Source organism: Alloactinosynnema sp. L-07, from assembly GCF_900070365.1.
Lineage (GTDB): Bacteria > Actinomycetota > Actinomycetes > Mycobacteriales > Pseudonocardiaceae > Actinokineospora.
The window spans coordinates 3,449,853-3,476,203 of sequence record NZ_LN850107.1; the positions used below are offsets into that span (position 1 = coordinate 3,449,853).

The 26,351-nt window shown below is 71.1% G+C and carries 22 protein-coding genes and 3 tRNA genes; 15 read left to right on the forward strand and 10 right to left on the reverse strand.

Translation table 11 applies throughout. The features are described 5' to 3' along the window. Window positions 1-105: 105 nt before the first annotated feature. The 6 genes from BN1701_RS15085 to BN1701_RS15105 all read right to left on the reverse strand — a co-directional run bounded on the left by BN1701_RS15085 (window position 106) and on the right by BN1701_RS15105 (window position 7,152). Window positions 106-858 carry a thioesterase II family protein gene (locus BN1701_RS15085; protein WP_054049379.1) on the reverse strand — a complete coding sequence of 251 codons (753 nt, stop codon included), beginning with the start codon at window positions 856-858 and terminating at the stop codon, window positions 106-108. Beyond that, entirely contained in the window at window positions 851-1,015 is a 165-nt protein-coding gene (locus BN1701_RS35580) for a hypothetical protein (RefSeq protein ID WP_157367998.1), read from the reverse strand. Before BN1701_RS35580 ends, BN1701_RS15085 begins: the two co-directional genes overlap by 8 nt. 201 nt (window positions 1,016-1,216) lie before the next feature. Further along, entirely contained in the window at window positions 1,217-2,209 is a 993-nt protein-coding gene (locus tag BN1701_RS15090) for a bifunctional lysylphosphatidylglycerol flippase/synthetase MprF (protein WP_054049381.1), read from the reverse strand. Between the two features lie 12 nt (window positions 2,210-2,221). Further along, entirely contained in the window at window positions 2,222-3,766 is a 1,545-nt protein-coding gene (locus tag BN1701_RS15095; RefSeq protein ID WP_054049384.1) for a long-chain-fatty-acid--CoA ligase, read from the reverse strand. Window positions 3,767-3,770: 4 nt separating this feature from the next. Next, on the reverse strand, window positions 3,771-6,806 hold the full coding sequence (locus BN1701_RS15100; RefSeq protein ID WP_054049386.1) for a type I polyketide synthase: 3,036 nt from the start codon (window positions 6,804-6,806) through the stop codon (window positions 3,771-3,773). 49 nt (window positions 6,807-6,855) lie between these two features. Then, window positions 6,856-7,152 carry an acyl carrier protein gene (locus BN1701_RS15105; RefSeq protein WP_054049388.1) on the reverse strand — a complete coding sequence of 99 codons (297 nt, stop codon included), beginning with the start codon at window positions 7,150-7,152 and terminating at the stop codon, window positions 6,856-6,858. A gap of 233 nt (window positions 7,153-7,385) precedes the next feature. Between BN1701_RS15105 and BN1701_RS15110 the strand changes: the two genes are divergently transcribed. From BN1701_RS15110 to BN1701_RS15160, 11 genes are all read left to right on the forward strand, one after another. Beyond that, entirely contained in the window at window positions 7,386-9,017 is a 1,632-nt protein-coding gene (locus BN1701_RS15110) for an aldehyde dehydrogenase (protein WP_197672098.1), read from the forward strand. Then, on the forward strand, window positions 8,998-10,137 hold the full coding sequence (locus tag BN1701_RS15115) for an acyl-CoA dehydrogenase family protein (protein WP_054049392.1): 1,140 nt from the start codon (window positions 8,998-9,000) through the stop codon (window positions 10,135-10,137). The genes BN1701_RS15110 and BN1701_RS15115 overlap by 20 nt, the downstream gene beginning before the upstream one ends. Then, a complete protein-coding gene (locus BN1701_RS15120; RefSeq protein ID WP_231949604.1) occupies window positions 10,134-11,480 on the forward strand; it encodes an aspartate aminotransferase family protein in 1,347 nt (448 codons plus the stop codon). Before BN1701_RS15115 ends, BN1701_RS15120 begins: the two co-directional genes overlap by 4 nt. A gap of 177 nt (window positions 11,481-11,657) precedes the next feature. Further along, complete coding sequence (locus BN1701_RS15125; RefSeq protein ID WP_067520736.1) at window positions 11,658-12,218, forward strand: type II toxin-antitoxin system RatA family toxin; 561 nt, start codon at window positions 11,658-11,660, stop codon at window positions 12,216-12,218. Between the two features lie 11 nt (window positions 12,219-12,229). Next, window positions 12,230-12,727: a hypothetical protein gene (locus BN1701_RS15130; RefSeq protein ID WP_054049394.1), complete on the forward strand. Its 498-nt coding sequence runs from the start codon at window positions 12,230-12,232 to the stop codon at window positions 12,725-12,727. Beyond that, window positions 12,724-13,224 carry a flavin reductase family protein gene (locus BN1701_RS15135; RefSeq protein WP_054049396.1) on the forward strand — a complete coding sequence of 167 codons (501 nt, stop codon included), beginning with the start codon at window positions 12,724-12,726 and terminating at the stop codon, window positions 13,222-13,224. Before BN1701_RS15130 ends, BN1701_RS15135 begins: the two co-directional genes overlap by 4 nt. Next, entirely contained in the window at window positions 13,221-14,201 is a 981-nt protein-coding gene (locus BN1701_RS15140) for a hypothetical protein (protein WP_054049398.1), read from the forward strand. The genes BN1701_RS15135 and BN1701_RS15140 overlap by 4 nt, the downstream gene beginning before the upstream one ends. Window positions 14,202-14,409: 208 nt before the next feature. Next, entirely contained in the window at window positions 14,410-15,411 is a 1,002-nt protein-coding gene (locus BN1701_RS15145; protein ID WP_054049400.1) for a beta-ketoacyl-ACP synthase III, read from the forward strand. Between the two features lie 38 nt (window positions 15,412-15,449). Continuing rightward, window positions 15,450-15,689 carry an acyl carrier protein gene (locus tag BN1701_RS15150; RefSeq protein WP_054049402.1) on the forward strand — a complete coding sequence of 80 codons (240 nt, stop codon included), beginning with the start codon at window positions 15,450-15,452 and terminating at the stop codon, window positions 15,687-15,689. Further along, window positions 15,689-16,906 (forward strand): beta-ketoacyl synthase, encoded by a 1,218-nt coding sequence (locus BN1701_RS15155; protein WP_054049403.1) that lies wholly within the window; start codon window positions 15,689-15,691, stop codon window positions 16,904-16,906. Before BN1701_RS15150 ends, BN1701_RS15155 begins: the two co-directional genes overlap by 1 nt. A gap of 22 nt (window positions 16,907-16,928) precedes the next feature. Continuing rightward, on the forward strand, window positions 16,929-17,957 hold the full coding sequence (locus tag BN1701_RS15160) for an acyl-CoA desaturase (protein WP_054049405.1): 1,029 nt from the start codon (window positions 16,929-16,931) through the stop codon (window positions 17,955-17,957). A 55-nt stretch (window positions 17,958-18,012) separates the two neighbouring features. On the opposite strand, the gene BN1701_RS15165 is transcribed toward BN1701_RS15160, so the two are convergent. The 4 genes from BN1701_RS15165 to BN1701_RS15180 form a co-directional block, all read right to left on the reverse strand. Continuing rightward, window positions 18,013-19,083, reverse strand: coding sequence for an FkbM family methyltransferase (locus tag BN1701_RS15165; protein ID WP_054055872.1), 1,071 nt, complete (start codon window positions 19,081-19,083; stop codon window positions 18,013-18,015). 31 nt (window positions 19,084-19,114) lie between these two features. Then, window positions 19,115-19,197: transfer RNA gene (locus BN1701_RS15170), tRNA-OTHER, on the reverse strand. A 25-nt stretch (window positions 19,198-19,222) separates the two neighbouring features. Further along, window positions 19,223-19,305, reverse strand: a tRNA-OTHER gene (locus tag BN1701_RS15175). A 26-nt stretch (window positions 19,306-19,331) separates the two neighbouring features. Then, a tRNA-OTHER gene (locus tag BN1701_RS15180) sits at window positions 19,332-19,414 on the reverse strand. Window positions 19,415-19,582: 168 nt separating this feature from the next. Here BN1701_RS15180 and BN1701_RS15185 point away from each other — a divergent pair. From BN1701_RS15185 to BN1701_RS15200, 4 genes are all read left to right on the forward strand, one after another. Further along, the gene (locus tag BN1701_RS15185; protein ID WP_157368000.1) at window positions 19,583-19,951 is read left to right on the forward strand and encodes a phosphopantetheine-binding protein; all 369 of its coding nucleotides are present in this window, start codon (window positions 19,583-19,585) and stop codon (window positions 19,949-19,951) included. A gap of 83 nt (window positions 19,952-20,034) precedes the next feature. Next, a complete protein-coding gene (locus tag BN1701_RS15190; protein WP_054049407.1) occupies window positions 20,035-23,076 on the forward strand; it encodes a type 2 lanthipeptide synthetase LanM family protein in 3,042 nt (1,013 codons plus the stop codon). Beyond that, window positions 23,069-23,290, forward strand: coding sequence for a hypothetical protein (locus tag BN1701_RS15195; RefSeq protein ID WP_054049410.1), 222 nt, complete (start codon window positions 23,069-23,071; stop codon window positions 23,288-23,290). The genes BN1701_RS15190 and BN1701_RS15195 overlap by 8 nt, the downstream gene beginning before the upstream one ends. A gap of 170 nt (window positions 23,291-23,460) precedes the next feature. Then, window positions 23,461-26,343 carry a helix-turn-helix transcriptional regulator gene (locus tag BN1701_RS15200; RefSeq protein ID WP_197672099.1) on the forward strand — a complete coding sequence of 961 codons (2,883 nt, stop codon included), beginning with the start codon at window positions 23,461-23,463 and terminating at the stop codon, window positions 26,341-26,343. Window positions 26,344-26,351 lie beyond the last annotated feature (8 nt).

The following is a 26,351-nucleotide window of genomic DNA, read 5'->3' on the forward strand; positions in this document are numbered from 1 at the left end:
AAGCCGCGCCACCGCGATCCAACCCGCCACGATCGCCATCACCGTGCCAGAGGTCGACCAAAGTGCGGCCGATCCACTCAGGATGGTCATGGGTTTGAAGAGGCCCTAGCCGACGGGGACGAGCCTGGTCAGGTGGCCCGCGAAGTCGGACATCACGGCGGCCTTGTGCTCGTCGAGGTAGAAGTGGGTCCCGCTGTACTCCCGGTGGCCCAGGTAGCGCCGACTCCGGTCCGACCACGACCGCATCGCCGCGGGCTCCAGCATCAGCGGGTCCTCGCGGCCGACGTAGGTCACCAATGGACAGTCGACCACGGCCGCGTCGTCGGTGTGGTCGGCCGCGAGCCGGAAGTCGGCGACCACCGGCGGCAGCACCAGGTCGAGCATGTCCGGGTCGGCGGCCACCACGTCCGGGATGGCGCCCAGGTCCCTGATCCAGGTGACCACGTCCGCCATCGGGATGTCCTCGTGGTCGGCGGGCGCGCGGAAGAAGCCGGTCGGCGCCCAGCCGGACATGCCCAGCAGGCAGGGCGCCGGGTCGCCGTCGGCTTCCATCCGCACCGCCAGCCGGTAGGCCAGCTGCGCGCCGAGACAGTGCCCGAACACCGCGTACGGTCGCTCGTCCAGCTCGGCGACGAACGCCGAGTGCAGCTCCGACACCGTCGCCTCCCAGTCGGTCGGCAGCGGCTCGCCGCGGCGGCCCTGCCTGCCGGGCAGGGTGACCGCCTGCACGGCGACGGCGGCGGGCAGCAGCTGGTCCCAGCCCCGGTAGGCCACCGCGCCGCTGCCCGCGTGGGCCAGCAGGAACACCCGGATCTCGGCGTCGGGCCGGTCGGGGGTGAACCAGCGTGGCTCAGGCACCGGCCACCGCCCGCATGAGCGCGTCCAGTTCGCGCAGGGCGCCGTTGGCCTGCTCGGCCACGGCGGGGTCGTCGGGGGCGCCGCAGACGGCCATGAACATCCCCATGACGTTCTGGCAGGCGGCGCCGATCCGCTCCATGATCTCGGCTTCGGACATGTGTGGCTCCTTGGTGGTCAGAACGCGACAGGGTCATCGGGGCTCGCCGCAGACGGCCATGAACATCCCCATGACGCTCAGGCAAACGGCACCGGTGGCTCCTTGGTGGTCAGAACGCGACAGGGTCATCGGGACGCGCCGCAGACAGCCATGAACATCCCCACGACGCTCAGGCAAACGGCACCGGTGACTCCCTGGTGGTCAGAACGCGCCCGCGGCCCGGAACACGTGGGCGAAGGCGGCGATGTCGGCCTCGCCGTCGAAGGCCAGGTACTCGGGAAGCACGAGGTGGGGGAACCACTTCTGCTTGTAGGCCAGCTGGGTCTTGGCCGGGTAGAGCGCCTCGCCGTACTCCCAGAGCAGCTTGGTCATCTGATTGAACCCGTGGTGGAACCCGGGAACCTGCACCGAGTCGTCCAAGCCGGTGAACGGGGTGAAGCCGAAGTGCAGCCAGCCGATCCCCTCGGCGGTGAACTGGGTGATCGCGGCGGAGTTGATCGCCTCCATGATCCCCGGCAGCTTGCCGGGGATCCGGCGGCTCAGGTCGTGCATCCAGCCCGCGCGGGTGCCGTAGACCGGGGAGTACGAGATGTAGCCCGCGAGCTTGCCGTCGAGCAGGCCGACGAACAGGCGCCGGTGCGGCTGCAGGTCCCCGCCGCGCTGGCCGACCAGGAAGCCCAGTTCCTTGGTGTCCTCGCCCTTGCTGCGCAGCCACGTCCGGTCCAGCTCGTCGATCGCCGACGACCACTCGTCGAAGTCGACCTCGCGCACCTGCAAGCCGGCCTTGCCCGCGCGCGCGATCTTGTTGCGCAGCCGCATGAACCGGGTGCCGTCCATCGAGAACTCGGCCAGCTCGATGGCGTAGGAGGCGCCGACCTGGTTGACGGTGAAACGCGCTTCGGCGTAAAGCTCGGCGTCGTGGCGCTGCAACTGCACCGCGACGACTTTGCAGCCTTGTTCGTGGGCCGACGCGCGGAAAGCGCGCAGCAGCTCCGGATAGTCCGCCGCCGCGGCGAACGGGCCGCCGAACTGCACGAAGTAGCGGCCGACGGGGCGGTAGGCGACCACGCCGTCGAGCCCGGCGGCGGTGAAGTAGGTCGTGCCGTCGTTGCACGCGAGGAACGCGCTCGGGTTCTCCGCCTGGGTGTGCCGCTGGATCGCGTCCAGCGCCAGGGGTTCCGCGGTTTTCGTCATGGAGTTTCTCCGTCAGGTTGAAGTGGCCGCTGAGCGCAGTGAACGTCGCAGAACCTTGCCCATGGGGTTGCGCGGCAGCGCGTCGACGAACTCGTAGTGGGTGGGCACCTTGTAGTCCGCCAGGCCGCCGCGCACCGAGAGCATCAGTTCCCGCGCGGTGGCCTTCGCTCCGGGTCGCAGCACCACGAACGCGTGCACCGCCTCGCCCCAGCGCTCGTGTTCCATCCCGACGACGGCGACGTCGGCCACCGCCGGGTGACAGGCCAGCGCGTTCTCCACCTCGACCGGGTACACGTTCTGACCGGCCACGATGATCGTGTCGTCGAGCCGGTCGAGCAGGAACAGGTAGCCGTCGTCGAGATAGCCGGTGTCGCCCATCCGCAGCCACCCGTCGACCATGGCGCGGCCGGTGGCCTCGGGCTGGTTCCAGTAGCCGAGCATGACCGCGGGGGTGCGCACGCACACCTGGCCCGCCTCGCCGTCTGGCACCGGGTCGCCCGCGCTGTCGATGATCTTCAGCTCGACGTCCGGGCACGGCTTGCCCGCCGAGGCCAGCAGCTTGCTGCCGACCACATGGTCGACCGCGGGCAGCAGCGTCACCGCGTTACCCGCCTCGGTGGCCGAGTAGGCCTGCAGGAACTCGCCGTCGATCATCTCGAAGCACTGGCGCAGCAGGGTCTGCGAGATCGGGGAGCCGCCGTAGACGATCCGCCGCATCGACACGAACGCTTCCCTGGACGCGTTGGGCTCGGCGAACATCATCGCCAGCATGGTCGGCGCGACGAAGGTCGTGGTGACGCCAAGCGTGCGGATCAGCTCCACGGCCTCTTGGCTCACGAACATCCGCATGACGACGTTGGTGACCCCCGCGGTGAAGCCCTGCATAGCCCAGGACAGGCCCGCGGTGTTGAGGCCGGGCAGCCCGATCAGGCTGCGGTCCTCCGGGCGCAGGTCGAACCAGTCGAGCTGGTGGGCGGCCATGGTGTCGCGAAGGGTGAAGAAGCTGCGGTGCGGCAACACCACGCCTTTGGGCAGGCCGGTGGTGCCGCTGGTGTAGAGCTGCGCGAACGGCGCGTCGGGGGTGATGCGCGGAAGCGAAATGAGAGTCGGTTGGCCGGAGCACCACTCCTCGAACCCGCCGCCGCGCCGGTCCTCGGTGTCCAACTCGACCACCAGTCGCAGATTCGGCAGCGACGGCTTGACCCGGTCGACCACGCCGAGGAACTCCCGCTCGACGAACAGCAACTCGGCCCGCGAGTCGCGCAGGATGTGTTCGACCTCGGGGGCGGTGAGCCGCCAGTTGACCGGCACCAGCACGGTCTCGCTCTTGGCGCAGCCGAAGGCGATGTCGTAGTACCGCTCGGATTCCTTGCCCAGGTACGCCACCCGCGCCCCCGGCGCGAGCGCACAGGCCCGCAGCGCGTTCGCGGTGCGGTTGCTGCCCAGGTGCAGCTGCTCGTAGGTGACCTCTCTGCCCTCGCACGTGATCGCCACATGCCGGGGTCGAGCGGCGGCCTGGAAGCCGGTGATCTCGGTGATCAGCTCCGGTTGCACCATCGCGCTATCCGATCCTCTCTGAGACGAACTGGTCTTCCAGGAAACCCGCGAGCTTGCGCACCGACGGATGGTCGAACACCGCCGAAGCCGGACAGGGCACGGGAAGCGCGGCGATCAGCGCGTTGCGCAGCTCGGTGGCGACCAGCGAGTCCATGCCCAGGTCCCCGAACTCGGCGTCGAGGCCGACCTCGCCGGGGTGGGCGAAGTCCATGGCCGCGGCCAGGATCCGCTGAATGAGGTCTTCGACGGCCGGGCGGCGGCGGAACGGGTCGGCGAGCACCTCCGGGTCGAGCCGAGCGGGCTCGGCCTTGGGCGCCGACGCCGCGGGCGTGCGCTCGGACTGTGTGTCCGCGGGAGTGGCGAGCCAGTACTTCTTGCGCTCGAACGGATACGTCGGCAAGTCGACCTTGCGGTGGACGGCCCCGGCGTGGAAGTCGGGCCACGACACCGCCAAGCCCGCCGCGTAGGCCTTGGCGACCGCGGCGGGCAGCGACTCGGCGTCCACATCGGACCGGCGCAGGCTCGTGAGCCAGGCGTGGTCGGTCGCGGTGACGCACCGCTTGGCCAGCGAGGTCAGCGTAGAGCCGGGGCCGACCTCGATGAAGACGTGCTTGCCGCGCTTCTGTGCCGCCCGCGCCGCGCCGAGGAAGTCGACCGGGGCGACGATCTGGCGGACCCAGTAGTCGACGTCGGCCAGTTCGCGCCACCGGGCGACCTGGCCGGTGACCGTGGAGACCAGGGTGACCTCGGGCTGCCGGAAGTCGACGTCGGCGATCGCGGCGCGGAACTCGTCGACCACCTCGGCCATGAGCGGCGAGTGGAACGCGTGCGACACGGTCAGCCGTTTCGCCGTCACTTCACGGTCCGCCAAGGCAGCCATGATCTCGGTGAGCGACGCCTCGCCGCCGGACAACACGGTCTGCCCGGGTGCGTTGACCGCCGCGACGGCGACATCGGGGTACGCGTCGACCAGGTCGGCCAGGTCTTCGGCGGCCGCAGGCACGGAGACCATCCCGCCCGGCGACCGCACCGAACCCATCAGCCTGCCGCGCGCCGCGACGAGCCGTGCGGCGTCGGCCAGGCTGAACAGACCGGCGATCGTCGCCGCGACCACCTCGCCGATGCTGTGTCCTATCAGGACAGTCGGGCGTACGCCCCAGGAGAGCCAGAGCTTGGCGGTGGCGTACTCCACGGCGAACAGCGCGGGCTGGGTGTATCGGGTCTCGTCCAGGTCGGGCGCGGCCGGGTCGAGCACCAGGTCCTTGACCGACCGGCCGACCAGCGGGGTCAGCAGCCGGTCACACTCGTCGAGCGCGGCGGCGAAGGCCGGGTATCGCCGGTAGGCCCCGGCGCCCATGCCCGCGTACTGCGCGCCCTGTCCGGTGAACAGGAACGCGACCTTGCGCGCGGCCGTCGCGGTCGACTCCGTCTCCGCCGAACGCGCCAGCAGCGCGGCGAGGTCGTCGCGGTCGCGAACCACCCCGGCGATCCGGTGCCGGAAGTGCGCCCGGCCGACGTTGGCGGTGTAGCAGAGGTCGGCGACGGCCAGGTCCGGCTCGTCTGCCAGCAGGCGCTGGTAGCCGCGGAGCTGGTCGGCCAGCGCCGGGGCCGACTTGGCCGACACGGTGAACACTCCCCCGGCGTCGGCGGGCGCGGCCTGCCGAGGGGACACCGTGGCCTGTTCGAGCACGACGGAGGCGATGGTGCCCGCGAAGCCGAAGGAGTTGACCATGGCCCGGCGGACCGGTGCCCGCCACGGCTCGGACTTGTCTGGCACCCGCACCGGGTAGGTGTCCCACGGGATTCGCCCGGAAGGTGTGTCGATGTTGAGGTGCGGGTAGACCGTGGCGCGCTGGAGCTGCAGCACGGTCTTGATCACGCCGCCGACACCCGCGGCGGCCTCCATGTGGCCGATGTTGGTCTTCAGCGAAGCCACCAACAGCGGGTCGTCGGCGGTGTGCGAGTCCCGGAACACCTCGTCGAGCGCGGCCATCTCGATCGGGTCGCCCAGCGGGGTCCCGGTGCCGTGCGCCTCGACGTAGGAGATGTCGGCGGGCGTCAGCGTGGCGTTGGCGAGCGCGGCGCGCATCAGCGCGACCTGCGCGGTTCCGTTGGGCGCGGTCAGCCCCGCGCTCTCGCCGTCCTGCCGGACCGCGGAACCGCGGATGAGCGCGAGCACGGTGTCGCCGTCACGTTCGGCGTCGGAAAGCCGTTTGAGCACAAGCACTCCGCAGCCCTCGCTGCGGGCGTAGCCGTCAGCGGACTCGTCGAAGGTCTTGCACCGCCCGTCCGCGGCCAGCGCCCGCATGTCCGACAGCAAGGCGGTGCTCAGCGGGTGGTGGATCGCGTTGACGCCGCCGCACAGCGCGATCTCGCACTCGCCGCCGCGCAGGCCCTGCACCGCGAGGTGCAGCGCGACCAGCGAGGCCGAGCAAGCCGTGTCGAGGGTGATCGACGGGCCGCGCAGCCCGAGGAAGTAGGACATCCGGCCGGACACGCCCGCGTGCAGGATGCCCGCGGCAAGGTAGCCGTCAAGGTCCTCGTCGGCCAGCGCGCCGAGTTCGAGGGCGTAGTCCATCGAGCTCGCGCCGAAGTAGACCCCGCCGGTGCCGTGGCGCAGCCGGGTGGGGTCGATGTTGGCGTGCTCCAGGGCCGCCCAGGTGGTCTCCAGGACCAGGCGCTGCTGCGGGTCCAGGCAGCGCGCCTCCTTGGGCGAGATGGTGAAGAACGGTCCGTCGAATTCATCGATCCCGGTCAGGAAACCGCCGCCGGACGAGTTGATCCGACCCTTTTCCGCGGTTTCGGCGGCGAATGCGGAAACGTCCCACCGGTCCGCCGGAAATGGCCCGGTGCCGACTCCGCCCTGGTCCAGGAATTCGGCGAGCGCGGCCGGGGTGTCGTTGTCGCCCGGAAAGCGCAGGCCGAGCCCGACGATGGCGATCGGCTCGTGTTTCTCCCGCAGCAGCCTGCCGATGACCTCGTCCTGCTCGCGAATGGTGGCGCGGGCCGCGGCCAACTCGGCCGAGGATTCGGTGGACACGCCTCCTCCAGGCGGCGTTTCGGCCAAGGACTCCGTGGACATATCTCCCCTAGTTCTGATCGACGAGGTCGACGAGGTAGGTCAGCAGGCTTTCCAGCGTCGGGCTGTTGAACAGCACGTTCGCGTCGATCTCGCAGCCGAGGAGCCGTTCGAGCCGCTGCTTGAGGTCGGTGAGCCCGAGCGAGGTCAGCCCGAGGTCGAAGAAGCTCTGGTCGTGCGGCAGGTCGTCGTCCTCGGTCATCAGCAGCGCGTGCCGGAACTCCGGCTCGAGCGCGGCCTCCAGCGCTTCCCTGCGCTCGACCACGGGCAGGTCGACCAACTCCGCGATCGTCAGGTCGGGCGTCATGACCGAGTGCCTCCACGTCAGGGTTTCGGGAATTGTCCGGCTATTAACGCGGCATCGGACGTGGCACATGCTAAGCAGCCGCGGCGCCGGGAGGAAACCGGCGAATAGCGCAGTGTCAGCACCGCGTCAGCAATCAGCGCAGCGTCAGCGGCTTATCCGATCGTGCTGTTAGCTTCGGCGCCGCGGACTGGTTCTCCGCGTCCAAGAAAAGGGGAACTGAATTGATGCGATCGGTGACGACATACGACTCGTATGTCGGGGGCGCACAGGTGCCGTCGAGCCGATACGTCTACACGGTCACGACGTCGGCGGTGCTGGCCGACGTCTTCGAGGCGCTGACCCTCAAGCGGCGGTTGGAACAGGGCGCGGTCGATCCGGCCGACGCGGCCGACTTCGTCGTCGGGCGCTGCGCGATGGCCGACGAGGACATCATCGCCGCGGCGACCGAGGCCGCTGCGGCGGCGGCGCCGGGCTGGGCGGCCACCCCGCTGGCGGTGCGGCTGTCGCTGGCCGCGGGCATCCGCAAGCGGCTGGAGGAGAAGCACGCGGAGTTCGTCGACGTGCTCATCGCCGAGGGAACGCCGCGCGCGCTGGCGGAGTGGCAGGTCGCGGGCCTGCTGGAGACCTTCGGCGAGACGACCATCGGCTGGTGCGCCACCCAGATGGAACACCAGATCCGACTCGGCTCGCGGATCCTGCGCCTGCGCCGGGTGCCCGACGGCGTGGTGGCGATCAACCCGCCGCAGAACGCGCCCGCGGCCAGCGCGCTGTTCGGGATCACCGCGCTGCTGGCCGGGAACGCGGTCGTGGTGCGGGCCCCGCGCAGCGCGCCCCTCGGGGTGATGTACGCGATGCGCGAACTGGTCGCGCCCGCGCTCGACGAGTTGGGCGCGCCTCCCGGCACGCTCAACGTGCTGTGCTCGCGGCCGAGCCCGGCGATCCGCAACTGGCTGGAAAGCCCGCTGGTCAACTCCGTCTTCTACACCGGCAGCGTGGAGACCGGCTTCAAACTGGAGCAGGACGCGGCCAAGCACGGCACCAAGGTGATCCTTGAGCTGGCGGGCAACGACTGCGTCGTGGTCTGGCGCGACGCCGACCTGGACCTGGCCACCGAGGCGCTGACCGAGTGCTTCTTCGGCTCCGGCCAGATCTGCATGGTGCCCAACCAGGTCCTCGTCCACCCCGCCGTCGCCGACGAGCTGCTCGACCGGCTACAGGTGGCAGCGGGCCAGATCCGGCCGGGACCGCCGGAGGAGCCCGGTGTCCTGCTGTCCCCGGTGCTGCGCAGCGAGAAGTTCTTCGCCTTCATCCGCGACGCGCTCGGCAAAGGCGCCGAGATCGTGCACGGCGGCAGGCGGCTGGAGACCGACGGCTCCCCGTCCGACACGGGCATGTTCCTCGAACCCACGGTGCTGCGGGTCGACGGGATCGAACGCGGCCGGGAGATCGACGCCGTTCGGTTCGAGACGTTCTTCCCACTGCTGCCGATCATCGTGTGCGAACCAGGATCTGACGAGTCCATTTTGGACGCGATGCTGGCGCACGTGCTCGCCAATCCCTACGGCCTGCGCAATTCATTGTGGGCCACCGACGAATCCGTGGTCGAACAGTTCGTGAACCGGATCACCAACTGCGGGCTGCTCAAGGTCAACGACTCCCATATCGGCTTCCTGCCGTTCCTGCCGACCCATGGCGGCCCCGGCCGCACCGGCGGCGCGTTCGGCGAGGCGAACTACCCGATGCTGCGCACCTCCCGCCTGCAAGGCATCAGCGTCGCGGCGGGGATCCGTCCCCGGGCCGCGGTGTTCGACGCGTACACCCAATTCCTGACAGGAAGGCAAGCCAATGCGGTTCATGGAGGCTGACCGGCTCACGTGTGACGAGCTGCTGCCCGGGCTGCTCAGCGCCATCGCCGAGGTCCCGCTCGCCGAGCTGGAGAGCGAGAAGAACCCGGCGATCGAGCTGTTCCGCGCGCACGGCGGGACGAACCTGGTCGTCCCCGCGGCCTACGGGGGCCTGGACGCCTCGGCGCTGCAGGCCGCCAGGGTGGTGCGCGCGCTGGCCGCGGCGGCGCCGTCGATGGCGGTGGCCACCGCCATGCACCACTTCTCCGTCGGCACCCTGTTCGGGGTGGCCGAGTCCTTCGGCCAGGGCACCGACCTCGACGACATGATGCTCAAGCAGATCGCCGAGAAGCGCTGGCTGGTCGCCTCCGGCTTCGCCGAGGGCCGCACCCAGCAGGGCATCCTGGCCCCCACGATGGAGGCCCGGCCGGTCGACGGCGGCTACCTGATCTCCGGGTCGAAGAAGCCGTGCAGCCTGTCGCGGTCGATGGACCTGTTCACCGGCAGCGTCGGCATGCGCCGCGAGGACGGCACCGTGGAGATGGGCTTCCTGATGCTGCCCGCCGACACTCCCGGCATCAGCGTGGTCCCGTTCTGGGGCAGTTTCGCGCTGGCGGGCGCGCAGAGCGACGAGGTCAGGCTGACCGACGTCAAGGTCACCGACGCCCAGATCCTGCAGCCGCCCGCCGATCTGCTCGACGAGCTGAGCGAACTGCAGCAGGTCGGCCTGATCTGGTTCGAGATGACCGTCTGCGCCACCTACACCGGCATCGCCAGCGCGCTGGTCGACCGCGTGCTGGCCGCCAAGCGCGGCACCGCGTCCGACCGGGCGGCCCTGGTCGTGCGCGTCGAGTCCGCCGCCGCGCTGGTCGAGGGCCTGGCCCGCAGGCTGATGGACGGCGAGATGGACAACGACTGCCTGGCGCAGGCGCTGGCCAGCCGGTTCACCGTGCAGGACCTCATCCGCGACATCGTCGGGCAGGCCGTGGAGCTGTTGGGCGGCATGGCGTTCGTGTCCTCCTCCGACGTGGCCTACCTGTCGGCCGCCGCGCAGGCCATCGCGTTCCACCCGCCGTCACGCACCAGCATGATCGACGGGATGCTCGGCTACTACGGCGGCGAGCCGCTGGTGGTCGAGTGACCGCCACGACCACCGCGTCCCCCGGCATGGAGCCGACCACGGTTCCTCCGGCGCCGAAACCCACCACAGTCCCACCAACCACTGAGCCCACCAGGCCGTCCAGTGACGTGATCGAGATCGCGCCGGGGGACGTCGCCGAGAAGTACCGGACGTTCGTGAGCAAGGGCCGCGCCGCCCTCGGCGAGATGTTCGGCGGTGACGTCGAGGTCGCCGCCGAGGGCGCGTGGCTGCACACCGCCGCCGGGCGCAGCCTGCTCAACTGCGGCGGGTACGGGGTGTTCCTGATGGGGGCCCGCCACCCGCGCGTGGTCACCGAGGTGATCCGCCAGATCAACACCAACCCGATCGCCTCACGGCTGCTGCTCGAACCCGAGTTGGCCAACGCCGCGGAGGCGCTGGTCGGCGTGGCGCCCGCGGGTCTGGAGCGGGTGTACTTCGCCGGGTCCGGCGCGGAGGCGGTCGAGGCCGCCATCAAACTCGCGCGGGCACAAGGCAAGCGGCATCTGGTGTCCATGGAGTCCGGCTACCACGGCAAGACGCTCGGCGCGTTGAGCGTCACCGCGCGGGAGGTCTTCCAGGCCCCGTTCCGGCCGCTGCTGCCCGAGGTCTCGCACGTCCCGTTCGGCGACGCGGAGGCACTCGAACAGGTGCTGCGGGCCCACCCGGGTTCGGCCTGCGTGATCGTGGAGCCGATCCAGGGTGAGGCCGGGGTGATCCTCCCGCCCGACGGCTACCTGCGCGACGTCGAGCGGCTGTGCCGGGTGCACGGCGCGCTGTTCGTACTGGACGAGATCCAGACCGGGCTCGGCCGAGTCGGCCGCTGGTGGGGCGCCGACGCCGCCGGGGTGACCCCGGACGTGCTCCTGGTGGGCAAGGGCCTGTCCGGCGGCGTGGTGCCGGTGTCGGCGATGGTCGCCACGGCGGCGGCGTTCCGGCCGTTCGACAAGGACCCGTTCATCCACACCTCGACGTTCTCCGGCAACCCGCTGGCGATGGCCGCCGCCCAAGGCGCCATCGCGGCGATCAAGGAGGACGGCCTGGTCGAGAAGGCCGCCGACCTCGGCGCGCGGCTGCGGCCGAGGCTGGCCGAGATCGCCGAGTCCGTGTTGGGCCACCGGGTCCGCGAGGTGCGCGGTGCCGGCCTGCTGATCGGGATCGAGTTCACCGTCGACGGGCTCGCGGGCGACCTGCTGATCGAGCTGCTGTCGGCGGGCGTGGTGGCCAACCACTCGCTCAACTCGCCCGCGGTGCTGCGGCTGACTCCCCCCGCGATTCTCGACGACAGCGAAGTCAACATGCTGCTGGACGCCTTCGACCGGGCCGCCCGCGCGGTCGTGTCCTAGGGCGTGTCCTGCGGATCACGGCGGGCGCTATCCGCGCCCGCGCGGCCCCTGACCGCACCGCAGGAACGGCCACGGACAACCAGTACGCGACCGCCCCTGCGGCGCGGCCAGGAACCACGCGGATCACGGATCCCGCCCACCGTGATCCACAGGACACGCCCTAAAAGGAGACTTGCGATGAGATCCATCCACTTGCTGGTCCGGGTGCCCGCCGACCCGGCCACCGCCTACACCGCGGTGTCCGACTTCGCCCGCTACCCCGAACTCGCCGACGACGTCCGGCAGGCCCGTACCGGGCCGCCCGGGACCCGTCAGGAGACGTACTGGGAGGTCAACTTCCGCCGCGGGATCATGCGCTGGCACGAGACCGAGGTGTTCGACGCCGAGCGGCTGCGCATCGACTTCGAGCAGAGCGACGGCGACTTCGACGACTTCCGCGGCGCCTGGCAAGTGACCGTGGCCGATGGCGGGTCCGACGTGCGGTTCGAGGTCACCTACGACTTCGGCATCGAGAGCCTGTCCGGGCTCATGGACCCCATCGCCGAGCGGGTGATCAAGCGCGCCGCGGTGCAGGTGCTCGGCGGGCTGTTCGGCCCGATCGACGTGCTCGAAGGCGCCGAGGCGCTCACCGATCTCGACACTGTCCCGACCGCGATCGCCGCCCAAGCCGCGGCCACCGGCGCCGCAGGCTACTCCGACGCCACCGCCACCGTCCCGGCGTTACCGGGCACCGTTTAAGGAGACCCCTGATGGACGCCGCGAACCTGTTCGACTCCAAGACCACCTACCGGCTGATCCGGCTGGAGTACCTGGCCGCGCTCGCCCTGTCGATGTACCTGTTCGTCGACCACATCGGCGAGATCAACTGGTTCGTCTTCGCCGGGCTGTTCCTCTACATCGACCTGATCGGCTACATCCCGGGCGCGATCGCCTTCCACCGCAGCACGACCAAGCAGATCTCCAAGGTCTACTACGTCCTCTACAACACGATGCACAGCCTGGTCACCCAGGCCGCGGTCGCCCTGGTGTGGTCGCTGGCCTTCGGGCCGGAGTGGGCGCTGCTCGCGCTGCCGATCCACCTGTGCGGCGACCGGGCGCTGTTCGGCAACTTCCTCAAGCCGTTCTCGGTGACCTTCGAGCCGGTCGTGCACCCCGCGTTCGCGCAGCTGCGGGAGAAGGTGGAGTCCCCGGCCAGCGCGAGCGCGCCCGCGCCGTCGGCCGTGGCGGAACAGGTGCTGACGGGGTGACCAGTTCCGTTGCCGAGGCCGTGTGGACCGTGGCGCAGCGGTTCCCCACCGGCGTCTCGGTGGTGACCGCGGGCGCGGGTGCGACCGCCCGCGGCGCCACCGTGAGCACTTTCTGTTTCCTGTCAAGAGAACCGGCGCTGGTGTCCATCTGCCTGCGCCGCGGCAGCTGGGTGCTCGGCCTGATCCGTGACCATGGCGCGTTCACTGTCAACGTGCTGGCCAGCGACCAGGAATCGGTGGCCCGCCGCTTCGCCAGCCGCGCTCGCGGCGCCGACCAGTTCGACGGTGTCGGCTGGACCGCGGGCGAGGCGGGCGTGCCCCGGCTGTCGGACACCGTGTGCTGGCTGCACTGCAGGCCGCACGAGGTCATCGCCGCGGGTGACCACGAACTGGTGGTGGCCACCGTGGCCGGGCTCGGCGACGGGCCGGGCCGCACACCGCTGCTGTATTTCGCCGGCGCGCTGCACCGGGGAGCCATCGAGAGCGAGGACACATGACCGCGCACATCCCGACCCAGATCCCGATCCAGGTCCCGCGAGAGGCCGATTGGGACACCGCGCCGAGCCTGATCGACGGCGCGATGGACCTGGAGATGACCGCCCAGGACTGCAACCTGCGGTACTGGCTCAACGCCGTTCCCGAGGGCACGCTGCGCGGCAGGCCCGACGGCCACGACCCGGACCTGGTCGTGCCGGAGCACATGAAGTCGGGCCCGCTGTACGCGGCGATCACCCAGGAGTACGCCTTCCGCTCGGTGGCCGAGGAGAAGGCGACGCGCGGCTTGGCGTACCTGATCCCCATCGCGCCGGACACCGACACGATGGAGTTCTACACGACCCAGGTGTTCGACGAGTGCAGGCACGCGATGGTGTTCCGCAACCACCTGGTCGCTCTGGGCACCCCGGCCGACCGCCTCGCCGAGGCCATCCCCGCGTTCGCCGGGTCCTATTTGGACTCGGTGCTGGAACCGCTGGAGCAGATGGCGCTGGAGATCATGCGCGACGACCGCGACTTCATCGGCGGCGTCGTGATGATGACGATCATCCTCGAAGGGGCGCTGGCGCCCGCCGCCGAGCTGAGCGAGCGCAAGTGGCGCCCGCTGGACCCGGCCGCCGCCGACATCGACAAGGGCGCGGGCATCGACGAGATCCGGCACCTGACCGTCGGCGCGGCCATCGCCAAGCAGCACCTCATCGACCATCCCGGCGACCGGGCCAGGGTGCTGGAGCTGATCCAGCGCGGCATGAAGCTGTGGAGCGAGCTGCCGACCCACGAGATGGTGCTGCGGCGGGAGAAGCTGTTCCAGGAGGGGCTGCGTGAGCACGCCGCCGTCGTGGGCGACTACGAGATCTGGCCGGGCAGGCGCTTGATCGACACCACGCCGGAAGAGCGGCTGGAGACCGCCGACCGCTGGTCGACGGACATGAAGCGCAAGCGCCTCACCGACATGGGCCTGGAAGAGGCCGCGAGGTGACCGCGAGCGGCTTGCCGACAAGGGGCCGCGAGATGTGCGGCGCGGGGGTGAACGCGGCAGGCGTCGGGCCGGACGGCCACGTAGCCCGCTTCCCGTCGCTCGGGCGAATCAGCGGCGACTGGGGCGGCGGCATGCACCTGGCCGTTGAGGCTCAGCCTGCCGCGGGCATCGGGCCGCGGGCTTGGCGCGACTGGTCAGGGTCAGTGTCATGAGGGCAGGCAATCATGGCGCCGCCGCGGTTTTGGCGGGTCTCGGCGGCTGGCTGCCGCCCAGGGTGGTCGGCAACGCCGAGATCGCGCCGCGGCTGGGCACCAGCGCCGAGTGGATCCAGACCAGGACCGGCATCTCCGGGCGGCACTGGATCGACCAGGGGATGTCGACGGTCGGCCTGGCCACGGAGGCGGGCGCGCGGGCACTGAAGTCGGCGGGCCTGACCGAGGTGGGCGCCGTCGTGCTCGCCACGACGACCCCGGACCGGCCGTGTCCGGCGTCGGCGCCGGAGGTCGCCGCGCGGCTGGGCCTGCCGTGCGTGGCCGCTTTCGACATCGGCGCGGTGTGCGCCGGATTCGTCTACGCGCTCGCCGCGGGCGCAGGCCTGATCAGCGCGGGCGTGGCCGGTGACGTGCTGGTGATCGGCGCCGACGCGTTCTCCACGATCCTCGATCCGACCGACCGCGGCACCGCGATGATCTTCGGTGACGGGGCGGGCGCGGTCGTGCTGCGCGCGGGCGAGCCAGACGAACCGGGCGCGTTGGGGCCGTTCGACCTCGGCAGCGACGGCGACCATGCCGACCTGGTCATGATCCCGGCGGGCGGGTCCCGGCAGCGCCTGGCCGACGACCCGCGCGACCTCTTCTTCACCATGCAGGGCAAAGCGACCTTCAAGCACGCCGTGCAACGCATGTCGTCCTCCGCGCGCGCTGTGCTCGCCGAGGCGGGCTGGCGCACCGAGGACGTCGACTGGGTCATCGGCCACCAGGCCAACCAGCGCATCATCGACGCGCTCGGCGCCGCGCTCGACGTGCCCGCCGAACGCCTGGTCAGCAACATCGACCGGGTCGGCAACACCGCCGCCGCGTCGATCCCGCTGGCCATGTCCGACGCCGCCCCCCGGATCCGGCCGGGCGACCGGGTCCTGCTCACCTCGTTCGGCGGCGGGCTCGCCTGGGGCTCCACCGCCCTGCGCTGGCCCGCCATCACCGCGGTCTGAACCCCTCGCTATTCCACTGTGGACAGAAGGAGATCATCATGGACGTCACCCTCGACCAGGTCAGGACGCTGCTCGTGGCCAGCTTCGGCGTCGGCGCCGAGGAGGTCGGCGCCGAGGTCACCCTCGCCGAACTCGATGTCGACTCGCTGGCGTTGGTCGAGTTCGCGCTGATGGCCGAGAAGGAGTTCGGCGTGGCCATCGACGAGGAGGAGATCAGCAAGGACTTCACCATGGCCGACGTCGTCACCCTGATCGAGCGGAAGAAAGCCCTCGTCTGATGGCGGCCGACATCGCCGTCACCGGGATCGGCCTGCTGACCCCGGCGGGCATCGGGATCGAGGAGAACTGGGCCAGGCTGCTGCGCGCGGAACCCGCCGCGGCGGCCGACCCCGGCCTGGCCGGGCTGCCGGTGGACTTCGGCTGCCGAGTGCCGGGGTTCGACCCGGACGAGCAGGTGGGCAAGCGTTTGGCCTGGCGGCTGGACCGCTATGAGCAGCTGGCCATGGCCGCCGCGCGGCAGGCCATCGCCGACTCCGGCCTCGACCCGCGCACGTGGGACGGGGCCAGGGTCGGGGTGGTGCTGGGCACCGCCATCGGCGGGATCGGCACGTTCGAGCGGGAGCACACCAACCTGCGCGAGCGCGGGCCGGTCGAGGTCTCGTCGATGCTGATCCCGATGCTCGGGGTCAACATGGCCGCCGGGTACATCGCCATCGACCACGGCGCGCGTGGCCCCAACTTCGCCACCGCGACCGCGTGCGCGTCGGGGGCAACCGCCATCGGCACCGCGATGGGCCTGCTGCGGTCCGGGGCCTGCGACGTGGTGATCACCGGCGGCGCCGAGTCGAGCTCGACGCCGACGATCGTGTCGTCCTTCGCCAAGATGAAAGCCTTGTCCCGCAACGAGGACCCGGCGCGTGCGTCGCGGCCGTTCGACACCGCGCGGGACGGGTTCGTCATCGCCGAGGGCGCGGGCGTGCTGGTCTTGGAGCGGGCCGCCGACGCGGTTGCCCGCGGCGCCCGCGTCCGCGCCCGGCTGCTCGGCTACGGCGCGTCGGCCGACGCGTTCCACGCCACCAGCCCGCACCCCGACGGCGTCGGCGCGACGCTGGCCATCGGGGCGGCCCTGGCCGACGCGGGTGTGCTGCCCGACGAGGTCGACCACGTCAACGCCCACGCCACGTCCACCCCGGTCGGCGACGTGACCGAGGCGGCCACGCTGCGCAAGGTGCTCGGCGCCCGCCCCGTGGTCACCTCGACCAAGGGCGTCACCGGCCACACCCTCGGCGCGGCCGGGGCGATCGAGGCGTGCTTCACCGCGCTGGCCTTGCAGCACGGCGTGGTGCCGCCCACCGCCAACCTGGTCGACATCGACCCCGGCGTGGACGTCGACGTGGTCGCGGGCGCTCCCCGCACGCTGCCGATGCGGGTCGCGATCAGCAATTCCTTCGGTTTCGGCGGCCAGAACGCGGTTCTTGTCCTGGCCGGCGCCTGACCCACACCTTCGAGGAGACCTCATGCCCGCCCAACCGGGTTCCCTGACCCTCTCCCCTACCGGCAGCTTCGATGAGCTGTCGCGGCTGGCGAAACAGGCGGGCCTGACCGCCCCTCGGCCCGGCTACTACGTGGCCAAGTCGATCGCCACCTTCGCGCTGCTGGCGGGCTGCGAGGTGGCGTTCTTCCTGATCGGCGACTCGTGGTGGCAGCTGCTCACCGCCGTGGCCCTGGCGATCGCGCTGGTGCAGACCGGATTCATGGCCCACGACGTCGGGCACAAGCAGGTGACCACGTCGAAGCGGCGGTCGGAGTTCCTCGGCATGCTGCACATGAACGTGCTGCTCGGGGTGTCCTACGGGTGGTGGGTGAACCACCACAACCGCCACCACAACAACCCGAACAACCTCGACAAGGACCCGGACACGATCCGCCGCCCGGTGATCTTCGATGTCGACGAGCTGCCCGCCAAGTCCACCACCGCGTTCGGCCGGTTCATCATCCGGTTCCAGTCGGTGATGTTCTTCGTCCTACTTGGACACGAGGCGTGGCGGCTGCACATGTCGGGGTTCCGCGCGGCCAAGGCGGGCATCCTGCGCCAGGTCCGCCTGGAGCTGGGCCTGATCTTCCTGCACGCCGCGCTCTACCTCACCGCCGTGTTCACGGTGCTGTCGCCGGTGACGGCGGTGGTGTTCATCCTGGTCAACAAGGCGGTGTTCGGCGTGTATCTCGGGATGGTGTTCGCGCCCAACCACAAGGGAATGGTGGTCTACCGCGACGACGTCGAGCTGGACTGGCTGCACCGGCAGGTCCTGACCTCCCGCAACATCCGGTCGAGCCGCTTCACCGACTTCGTCTACGGCGGCCTGAACTACCAGGTCGAGCACCACTTGTTCCCCAGCATGCCGCGGGTGAACCTGCGTCGGGTGCGCCCGCTGGTCATGGAGTACTGCCAGCGCAACGACATCCCCTACGTCGAGGTCTCGGTGTGGCAGTCCTACGCCGAGGTCGCGCGCTTCCTGGCCAAGGTCAGCGACGACGCCCGCCACTGAGTACCAACTGAAACACCCCCTGCCGCGCGCGGCAGGGGGTGTTTCGCTTTGTGGCTCAGACCAGCGTGGAGACGACCTCGACCTCGTCGGGCACCAGGTCCGCTGGCAGCCGTTCGGCCAGCCAGGTCCGCAGCTCGGCGCCGTCGAGCGGGCGACCGTTGCCCACCGCGGCGACGACCGGGCGCGGGTCGTCGGCGTAGCCGGGGCGGATGGCCTGCACGGAGAACCGGCCGTTGCCCGCGAGCATCTTCGGCTCGGTCACCTGGACGTCGAAGCCCAGCTCGGCCAGGATCCCGCGCACGGTGTCGACCCGGCCCGCGGTGGGCAGGCCCGGCTCGTCGTGGACCTCCATGGTCACCTGCTGGACCAGCGGCCAGTGGGCGGCGTCGATGCCGCGCAGGACGTCGAGTTCGGCCCGCTGGACGTCGATCTTGAGCAGGTCGATCACCGGCACGGCGACCTCGTCGATCACCGCGGAGGTCCGGCGCAGCACGCACTTGCGCTCGTCGTACTCGAAGTCCTTGGCGAGGATCGCCTCGACCGCGTCGAGGTGGGTCTCGCGACCCTGGGGGCCCGCGGCCCGCTCGTGGTCGACATAGGTCTGGATGAGATGGCGCTCGTTGTCGAACGCGGCGTAGTCCGCGCGGCACGACATGATCGAGATCTCGGGGTAGAAGTTGAAGCGGATCCGCTCGTCCTGTTCGGACAGTCCGATCTCGAAGAGCCGCGCCGGGATGCCGCGTCCCTCGACATTGGTCCGCAGCCGCTCGAACACCTCGGGGACCGGCTCGAAGGCGAACACCTTCGCCGACGGGCAGCGCGCGGCGACGAAGAGGGTGAACATGCCGATGTTGGCCCCGACGTCGAACACGATCGCGTCCTCCCGCAGGACGACGCCGCCCTGCAGGTAGGACTCGGCGACGAAGATCTCGTCGTGCAGGAAGCGCGTCTCGGTCGGGGAGATCTCGGCCAACTCGCTCAGCGCGCCGGTCTCGGCGTTGCCGGAGGGCCTGCCCCACGGCAAGACGCGCGCGATCAGCCGACCCGTTTCGGATCGGTCGACACGCGCGCGTGCGACGCCGGGAAAGCGCAGAAGGGCGGATTTCACTTGGTCTGTCTCAGTCATCGAATCCCGTCCGTTCACAACAGTCGCGAAGCGGAGAGGGCAGGATTTGAACCTGCGTAGGCGTTAACCCGCCGATCGAAACCGGCCCCGATAAGCCACTCCGGGCACCTCTCCTAGACCGAGCTATTCAGTTGTCACGCGGAGAGGGCAGGATTTGAACCTGCGTAGGCGTTAACCCGCCGATCGAAACCGGCCCCGATAAACCGCTCCGGGCACCTCTCCTGGGTCGAGCAATCAGTTGTCCTGCGCGGAGAGGGCAGGATTTGAACCTGCGTAGGCGTTAACCCGCCGGCCGAAACCGGCCCCGATAAACCACTCCGGGCACCTCTCCCTGGGCTTTTCCGTCCCCTTCCGGGAACCTCCGGCCCGCTTGCAAGGACAACTTTGCCAGGTCGCTCTGACAATTCGCCTGCATATCGCTGACGCCCGAAGATCAGATACTCGTCAGCGCGCGGTCAGAGACCACTGCCACTGTTGTGCGCGAGTGAAAGGGGTGGCGATGGCCACGGCAGGGATCTCCGCGGACGAGACGGTGCGGGCGGAGCGGGAGCGCAGGCTGGCCGACATCGTCGCCGCGACGTTGGGCCGCGATCAGGTCGATCCGCACGAGGGCTTCTTCGACGCGGGTGGCGACAGCGTCCTCGCGCTCCAGGTCGTCGCCCGCGCGCACGAGGCCGGGCTGGCGCTGACCGTGCGGGACATCTTCGACCTGCAGACCGTGGCCGCGCTGTCCGAGCGGGCCGTCGAGGTGACCGCGCCGACCGGCGAGCTGCTGCCGGAACTCACCAAGCAGCAGCTCGACGAGTTCGAGGACTTCGACGACCCCGCCGAGACCGACAGCGGCGCCGAATGGGAGACCACTCCCTGATCGCCCCAGGTCAGAGCGCCAGAGCAGAAAATAGGTAACTTCTACCTATCACCCCACGACCCATCCGTGCCAGGGTCCCACCTGTGATCAGACAGGCGGCCGGACCGTGCGCGCCGGGGTCGGCCGACCTCCTTGACCCGAACTGGTGGCTGCCCGCGCTCGCCCGCGGCGAGCGCGCGGAACCCCGCCCCGACTGGGTGGACTCGGTCGAACGCGCCGTGTGCCAGGCGGGCGGCGGCCAACCTGTGCCCGAGCAGTGGAAGTCGGCCTTCGCGCTCCCGTTCCGCCCGCTGGTCACCGCCGCGTGTGCCCGAGCCACAGCCCGAGCCACGCCGGACGTCGATCTCGACGCGGTCGGGCAGTCCTACGTCGACTGGCTCGACAGCCATCTCGTCAACCTGGCGAGCCGGGCCCTGGTCGCGACGCTGAACCGCCACGCCGAGAAGGGCCTGCTCACCGGGGCCGACGGCGGCCAGCGGTTCGCCGACTTCGTAAGGCAGATCGACACTCCCGCGGGCCGGGCGGCGCTGTTCACCGAGTTCCCCGTGCTCGCCCGAGTGCTCGCGCAGGCGTGCGCCACCTCGGCCGACGCGTGCGCCGAGCTGCTCGGCCACTTCGCCCAGGACCGGGCCCGGATCGTGCGGGACCTGCTCGGCGGGGTCGATCCCGGCCCGGTCACCGGCCTGCGCCCCCGGCTCGGCGACCCGCACCGCCGCGGCCGCGCGGTCGCGGCGCTGGTCTTCGCCGACGGCCGCGAGGTGGTCTACCGACCCCGCGACGTGGGCACCCACGTCGCGCTGGGCACGTTCATCGCGCGGATGAACCGGCACGTGCCCGACCTGGACCTGCGTGCGGCGGCGGTCGTGGCGGGGGCGGATCACGGCTGGATCGAGCACATCGCCGCCGAGCCGCTGGCCGACATCGCCGCCGCCGAGCGCTTCTACCGCAGGCAAGGCGCCCTGCTGATGCTGCTGCACCTGCTGCACGCCTCGGACATGCACTACGAGAACGTGATCGCGTGCGGCGACCAGCCGGTTCTGGTGGACGTCGAAACCCTGCTGCACCCGCGGCTGCCCGCGCCGGTCGGCACCGACGACCCGGCGGCGGCCACCCTTTCCGACTCGGTGTACCGGACCGCGCTGCTGCCGGTGATCGCGATCGGCGAGCACGGCGCGGTGGACATCTCGGGCCTCGGCGGCGACCGCGGCGCGGTGTGGTCGGGCACGTCGGTCGGCTGGGCGGACCCGGGCACCGACCGGATGCGCCCGGTGCGCCGCCCGCCCGAGTTCACCGGCGGGTCCAACCGCCCCCGGTACGCGGGCCGCGAACTCGACCCGGTCGACCACGAAGCCGCGCTGCTCGCGGGTTTCCGCACCGCCTACGACGCCGTCCTGCGCCACCGCGACGAGTACACCGGCCTGCTGCGCGCGTGCGCCGACCTGGAGATCCGGGTGGTGATCCGGCCGACCCGCGGCTACGCCGCGCTGCTCACCGCGTCGACCGACCCCGCGATGCTGCGCGACGCGCGCGACCGGGACCGGATGCTCGACACGCTCGCCGACCGGCCGGACGTGGCCGCCCGCGAACGCGCGGACCTGTGGGCGGGTGACGTCCCGATCTTCGCCGCGCGTCCGGACTCGACCATCGTCGTGAGCGCGGACGGCACCGCGCTGGCCGGACAGATTGATCGCCCAGGTCTGGACTGCGCGCTGGACAAGATCGCCGTCATGGCCGAGGCCGACCGCCGAGACCAGGCCTGGATCGTCTCGGCGACCCTGGCCACCCGCCGTCCGGTGCTCGAACACCACAGCCAGGCCCCGGTCGCAGGCCCTTTGCTGGGCACCGCGGCCGATCCCGAGCGGCTGCTCGTGGCCGCCTGCGGCCTCGGCGACCAACTCGTGGCCGCGAGCCACGCGGGCCGCGGCCGGGTGAACTGGCTCAACCTCGAACTCGTTGACGACCGCCAGTGGCTCGTCCTGCCGATGGGCGCGGGACTGGCCAACGGCTATCTGGGCGTGGCGCTGTTCCTGGCGCAGCTGGCCGACACCAGCGGCATCACCCGCTACCGCGAGGCCGCCAGGGACGCGATCGGCGCCGTCCCCCACCTGTTCGCCACGATCATGAGCGCCCCCCAGCTCGTGCATGCCATCGGTGGCGGCGGCCAACACGGTCTCGGCGGCATCGCCTACGCCCTGGCCCGTCTGTCGAACCTGCTCGACGATGCCGAGGTCCGCCGGTGGGCGGAGCAGGCGGTGGACCTGACCGCGCTGACGGTCGCGCCCACCGGCCCCCACGGCTGGGACACCGGCACCGCGGGCTGCCTGGCGGCGCTTCTCGCCGCCGACGCCGAACTCGGCTGCGGGCGCGCGGGCCGGGCCGCTGACGCCGCCGCGGAGATCGTCGCGAGCCACGTCGAGCAGGCCGAGGACACCCTGGCGCCCGGCTTCGCCGACGGCGCGGCGGGAATGGCGTGGGCGCTGTCGCGGTATGTCGAGACCAAGCGCACTGCCGCCGCCGACGGGGCCAACATCACCGACCCCACGACCTCCCGGTTCGTCGCGGCCGCACGGGCGGCGGCGCGGGTGGCGGCGGAACCCGGCGACAAGGCGTGGCGGCTGGGCTGGTGCTCCGGTGCGGCCGGGATCGCCGTCGGCGCGCTCGCGGGCGACCGGCTCCTTGATCGAACCGACGCCGCGCGGCACCGAGATCAGCATGGACACCGGACCGGGTCAGGCGGCCTTCGAGCAGGCCCCATTGGTCTGCCCGACGCCGCGGTCCCGCTGGTGGCAGGCGCCGGACGGCCGGTGGTGCGGGACCTTAGCCTGTGCCACGGCGAGTTCGGCATCGCCGAGGCGCTGACCGTGCTGGTCGCCGCGGGCCACTGTCCCGTGCCCGTCCTGCGCTCCCGCACCGCCATCTTGCTCGACGCGCTCGCCCGGTACGGCCCGCTGAGCGGAACGCCGGGCGGGGTGAGCACGCCCGGCCTGCTCAGCGGCGTCTCCGGGATCGGATACGGCCTGCTGCGGCTGGGCTTCGCGGACCGGGTTCCCTCGGTCCTGCTGCTCCAGTCCGCGGTTGACAAGGAAGAAGTGTCAGTTGATCAAAGGGAGAGAACACATGGGTGACAGCGATCGCAACCTCGGCGAGGAGGCTCGGGCGGCCTACCTTCGGCTGTTGCCCGCGGTGACCTTCGGCGTGCGGGCGGCGGCACTGGCGGGTCTGGTGATCACCGCGGGCGCGTCGGCGGCGGGAGCGCTGGCGGGAGCGTTCGACGACCCGGCGACGCTGTCGGGCATCTGGCCGACGAGCACCACGTGCTGCCCCGAGGACCCTAAGTAGTCGGTCACTCGATTGGCTCAGCCTAGGGGACTCCCCCTAGACCGGATGCGTGATGGATTCGGCGGTAATCCGGGTCCATCACGCCCCATCCAGCCTGCCGTTTGGTGGCTAGACCGGCAAACGTGTCTTGGCTACTGTCACCGCTCGTGGTGAATCGGTCGTCTCGCATCGTGGGTCGCGACGATGAACTCCAGGCGATCGAGAGCGCTCTCACCGCGGCCCGTGACGGCCGCGGCGGCGCTTTGTTCCTCGTCGGCGAGAGCGGCATCGGCAAGACCCGGCTGGCCGCGGCGGCGGCCGATCTCGGGTTCGGCACGGATATGCGGCTGCTGCGCGGCCGCGGCAGCGCGCTGGGCCCGATGGTGCCGTACCGGTCGCTGACCGAGGCGCTGCTCTCGCTGCTGCGGGCGGGCGACACCATCGACTTCGACGCCCTCGGCCCGTACCGCCCGATCCTTGCGGGACTCATCCCCGACCTCGGCCCAGCGACCGCCGACCGGGAGACCGGTTCGCTGGTCATCCTGGCCGAGGCCGTGCTGCGGCTGACCGCGCTGGCCTCCGGCGGCCGCGGCTGCCTGATGATCCTCGACGACCTGCAGGACGCGGACCTGGAGACACTGGCCGTCGTCGACTACCTCATCGACAACCTGGCCGACCAGCGGACGCTGCTGCTGGGCACCATCCGCGCCGACCAGGGCCAAGCGCTCAGCCTGGCCAGGGCGGCCAACGCCCGCGGCACGGCCACGATGCTGGAACTGGGCCGCCTGGACCGCGCGGACCTGCGGCGGATGGCGGGCTCCCGGCTGGGCGTGGCCGCCGACGAGGTGCCCGACTCGGTCGAGGGCCTGCTGTGGGCGGGCAGCGGCGGCAACCCGTTCCGCGTCGAGGAGATGCTCAACGGGATGATCGACAACGGACTGCTGGTGCGCGGCGCGGGCGGCTGGCAGGTCACCGAGTCACAACGCCCCAACCCGCCCACCACGCTGCTGCGCACCGTCGCGGCCAGGGTCGAGGCACTGGAGCCCGCCGCCCGCGAGGTGCTGCTGACCAGCGCGATCCTCGGCCGCCGCTTCCCGCTGGCGGTGCTGCAGGCGGTGACCAGGCTGACCTATCGCGACCTGCTGAGCCACCTGCACGGCGACCAGGCCGCGCATCTGGTCGCGCCGGACGACCAGGTCCCCGACTGGTACGCCTTCCAGCACGCCCTGATCGTCGACGCGCTGCTGACCTTGCTGTCGCCGCGGGAGCGGGCGCAGCTGGCCGGGCGGGTCGCCGACGCGGTCGAGGCGGTCTATCCGGGGCTGCCTGGCGAGTGGTGCCAGTTCTCCGCCGCGCTGAAGCTGGACGCGGGCAGGCCGTTGGAGGCGGGCAGGCTGTGGACGGTGGCTGGCAAGCGGGCGCTGAGCCAGGGCGCGGCCCAGTCGGCGGTCGCGCTGCTGGCCAAGGCGTGTGAGCTGCTCGCCCCCGACACCGGCGACCGCGCCGACGCGATGGAGACCCAGCTCTACGCGCTGGCCGAGGTGGGCGGGGTCGACCGCGCGCTGGCGATGGTCGACATGTTCGAAGAGGTCGAGGGCCTCGACCCGCGCCGCCGCGCGCGGCTGCACACCCGCCTGGCCTGGGTGGCGGTGCACGCGGGCCGCTGCGACGCGGGCCTGCGCCTGGTCGCCGCCGCGCGCTCGCTGCTGGGCCCCGACGCCGCGCCGGTGGACACCGCGCCGATCGATGTCGTGGCCGCACACTTGGAACTCGACGTGCCGGGTCCCGACCAGCTCGGCAAAGCCGAGGAGATGGCCCGCCGGGCCGCGCTCGTGGCCGAGTCCACAGATCTTCCCGCGGTCGCGTGCCAGGCATGGCAGCTGCTCGGCGCCCTCACCCGCAGACACGACCCGACGGAGGCGACCGCGCTGCTGGAACGCAGCCGGGCCATCGCCGTCGACCACAACCTGCCGATCTGGGAGGTGCACGCCCTGGTCCGCCTCGGCCACGACGACGCGCTGCGCGACGGGGCCATCGACCGGCTGGAGCTGGCCCGCGACCAGGCCTCACGGATCGGCGCGGTGACCGCCCGCTACCAGGCCGAGGTCAACATCGCCATGCAGCTGATCCTGCGCGGCGACTTCGCCGAGGCCGACCGGCTGACCGCCCAGGTGCTCGATGCGACGACCCGGCTCAAGCTGGTGGAGACCACCCAGTACATGCTCCTGCACCGCGCCGTGCTCGGCGGCCACCGCGGCCGCCGCGCCGACATGGACACCGCGCTGGCAGAACTGCGGCGCTGGGGCGGTGACAACGCCCAGCACGCCCCCCGCATCCACGGCCTCGCGGGCGCTTTCTGCGCGTTGATGGAGGAAGACCACGCCCGCGCCCGCGCGGAATGCGCGGCGGCGCTGCACGCCGAGAAGCAGAACCCCACGACGTTCCACTTCGCCGGCCGCTACGGCCTGGACCTGTTGCTACGAGCCATCTCCGGCGACCTCGACCCAGCGGAGTTCGAGATCGTCACCGCGGCTCCGGCCAGCAGGCTCCGCTGGGACCGGATGTTCGCCGAGTACGCCCGATCTGTCCTTTTGGGACGGTCGGGTCATGCCGACGAGGCCACCGAGGCGGCGGCAAAGGCGATGTCCATGGGCGCCCCGTACGCGATGGCCCGCCACCTCGGCCTACGCCTGATCGCCCCCGCCGCCCTGGAAATGGGTTGGGGCACCCCACTGGACTGGCTACGCGTGGCCGAGGAGCACTTCCACCGCACCGACCTCCCCGTCGTCGCGGGCACCTGCCGCGCCCTATTGCGCAAGGGCGGCGCGATCGTCGGCCAACGCCGCGAGGGCACCGACGAGGTCCCCCCGGCGCTACGCACGGCAGGCGTCACGGTCCGCGAGTTCGAAGTCCTACGCCTCCTGGTCGAACGACTCGGCAACCGCGAGATCGCCGACCAACTGCACCTGTCCCCGCGCACGGTCGAGAAGCACGTCTCCAGCCTGATCGCCAAGACCGGCGAACCGAACCGAATCGCACTGAGCAGATACGGGTCGATGACCGTCCAGCTGTGAGCTTGGTC

Bases quoted from the DNA above. Each gene is read 5' to 3' on its own strand.
- BN1701_RS35580 (WP_157367998.1), bottom strand. From the start codon at position 1,015: ATGTCCGAAGCCGAGATCATGGAGCGGATCGGCGCCGCCTGCCAGAAC.
- BN1701_RS15090 (WP_054049381.1), bottom strand. From the start codon at position 2,209: ATGACGAAAACCGCGGAACCCCTGGCGCTGGACGCGATCCAGCGGCAC.
- BN1701_RS15095 (WP_054049384.1), bottom strand. From the start codon at position 3,766: ATGGTGCAACCGGAGCTGATCACCGAGATCACCGGCTTCCAGGCCGCC.
- BN1701_RS15105 (WP_054049388.1), bottom strand. From the start codon at position 7,152: ATGACGCCCGACCTGACGATCGCGGAGTTGGTCGACCTGCCCGTGGTC.
- BN1701_RS15115 (WP_054049392.1), top strand. From the start codon at position 8,998: ATGCGGTTCATGGAGGCTGACCGGCTCACGTGTGACGAGCTGCTGCCC.
- BN1701_RS15125 (WP_067520736.1), top strand. From the start codon at position 11,658: ATGAGATCCATCCACTTGCTGGTCCGGGTGCCCGCCGACCCGGCCACC.
- BN1701_RS15130 (WP_054049394.1), top strand. From the start codon at position 12,230: ATGGACGCCGCGAACCTGTTCGACTCCAAGACCACCTACCGGCTGATC.
- BN1701_RS15140 (WP_054049398.1), top strand. From the start codon at position 13,221: ATGACCGCGCACATCCCGACCCAGATCCCGATCCAGGTCCCGCGAGAG.
- BN1701_RS15145 (WP_054049400.1), top strand. From the start codon at position 14,410: ATGAGGGCAGGCAATCATGGCGCCGCCGCGGTTTTGGCGGGTCTCGGC.
- BN1701_RS15150 (WP_054049402.1), top strand. From the start codon at position 15,450: ATGGACGTCACCCTCGACCAGGTCAGGACGCTGCTCGTGGCCAGCTTC.
- BN1701_RS15155 (WP_054049403.1), top strand. From the start codon at position 15,689: ATGGCGGCCGACATCGCCGTCACCGGGATCGGCCTGCTGACCCCGGCG.
- BN1701_RS15160 (WP_054049405.1), top strand. From the start codon at position 16,929: ATGCCCGCCCAACCGGGTTCCCTGACCCTCTCCCCTACCGGCAGCTTC.
- BN1701_RS15165 (WP_054055872.1), bottom strand. From the start codon at position 19,083: ATGACTGAGACAGACCAAGTGAAATCCGCCCTTCTGCGCTTTCCCGGC.
- BN1701_RS15185 (WP_157368000.1), top strand. From the start codon at position 19,583: ATGGCCACGGCAGGGATCTCCGCGGACGAGACGGTGCGGGCGGAGCGG.
- BN1701_RS15195 (WP_054049410.1), top strand. From the start codon at position 23,069: ATGGGTGACAGCGATCGCAACCTCGGCGAGGAGGCTCGGGCGGCCTAC.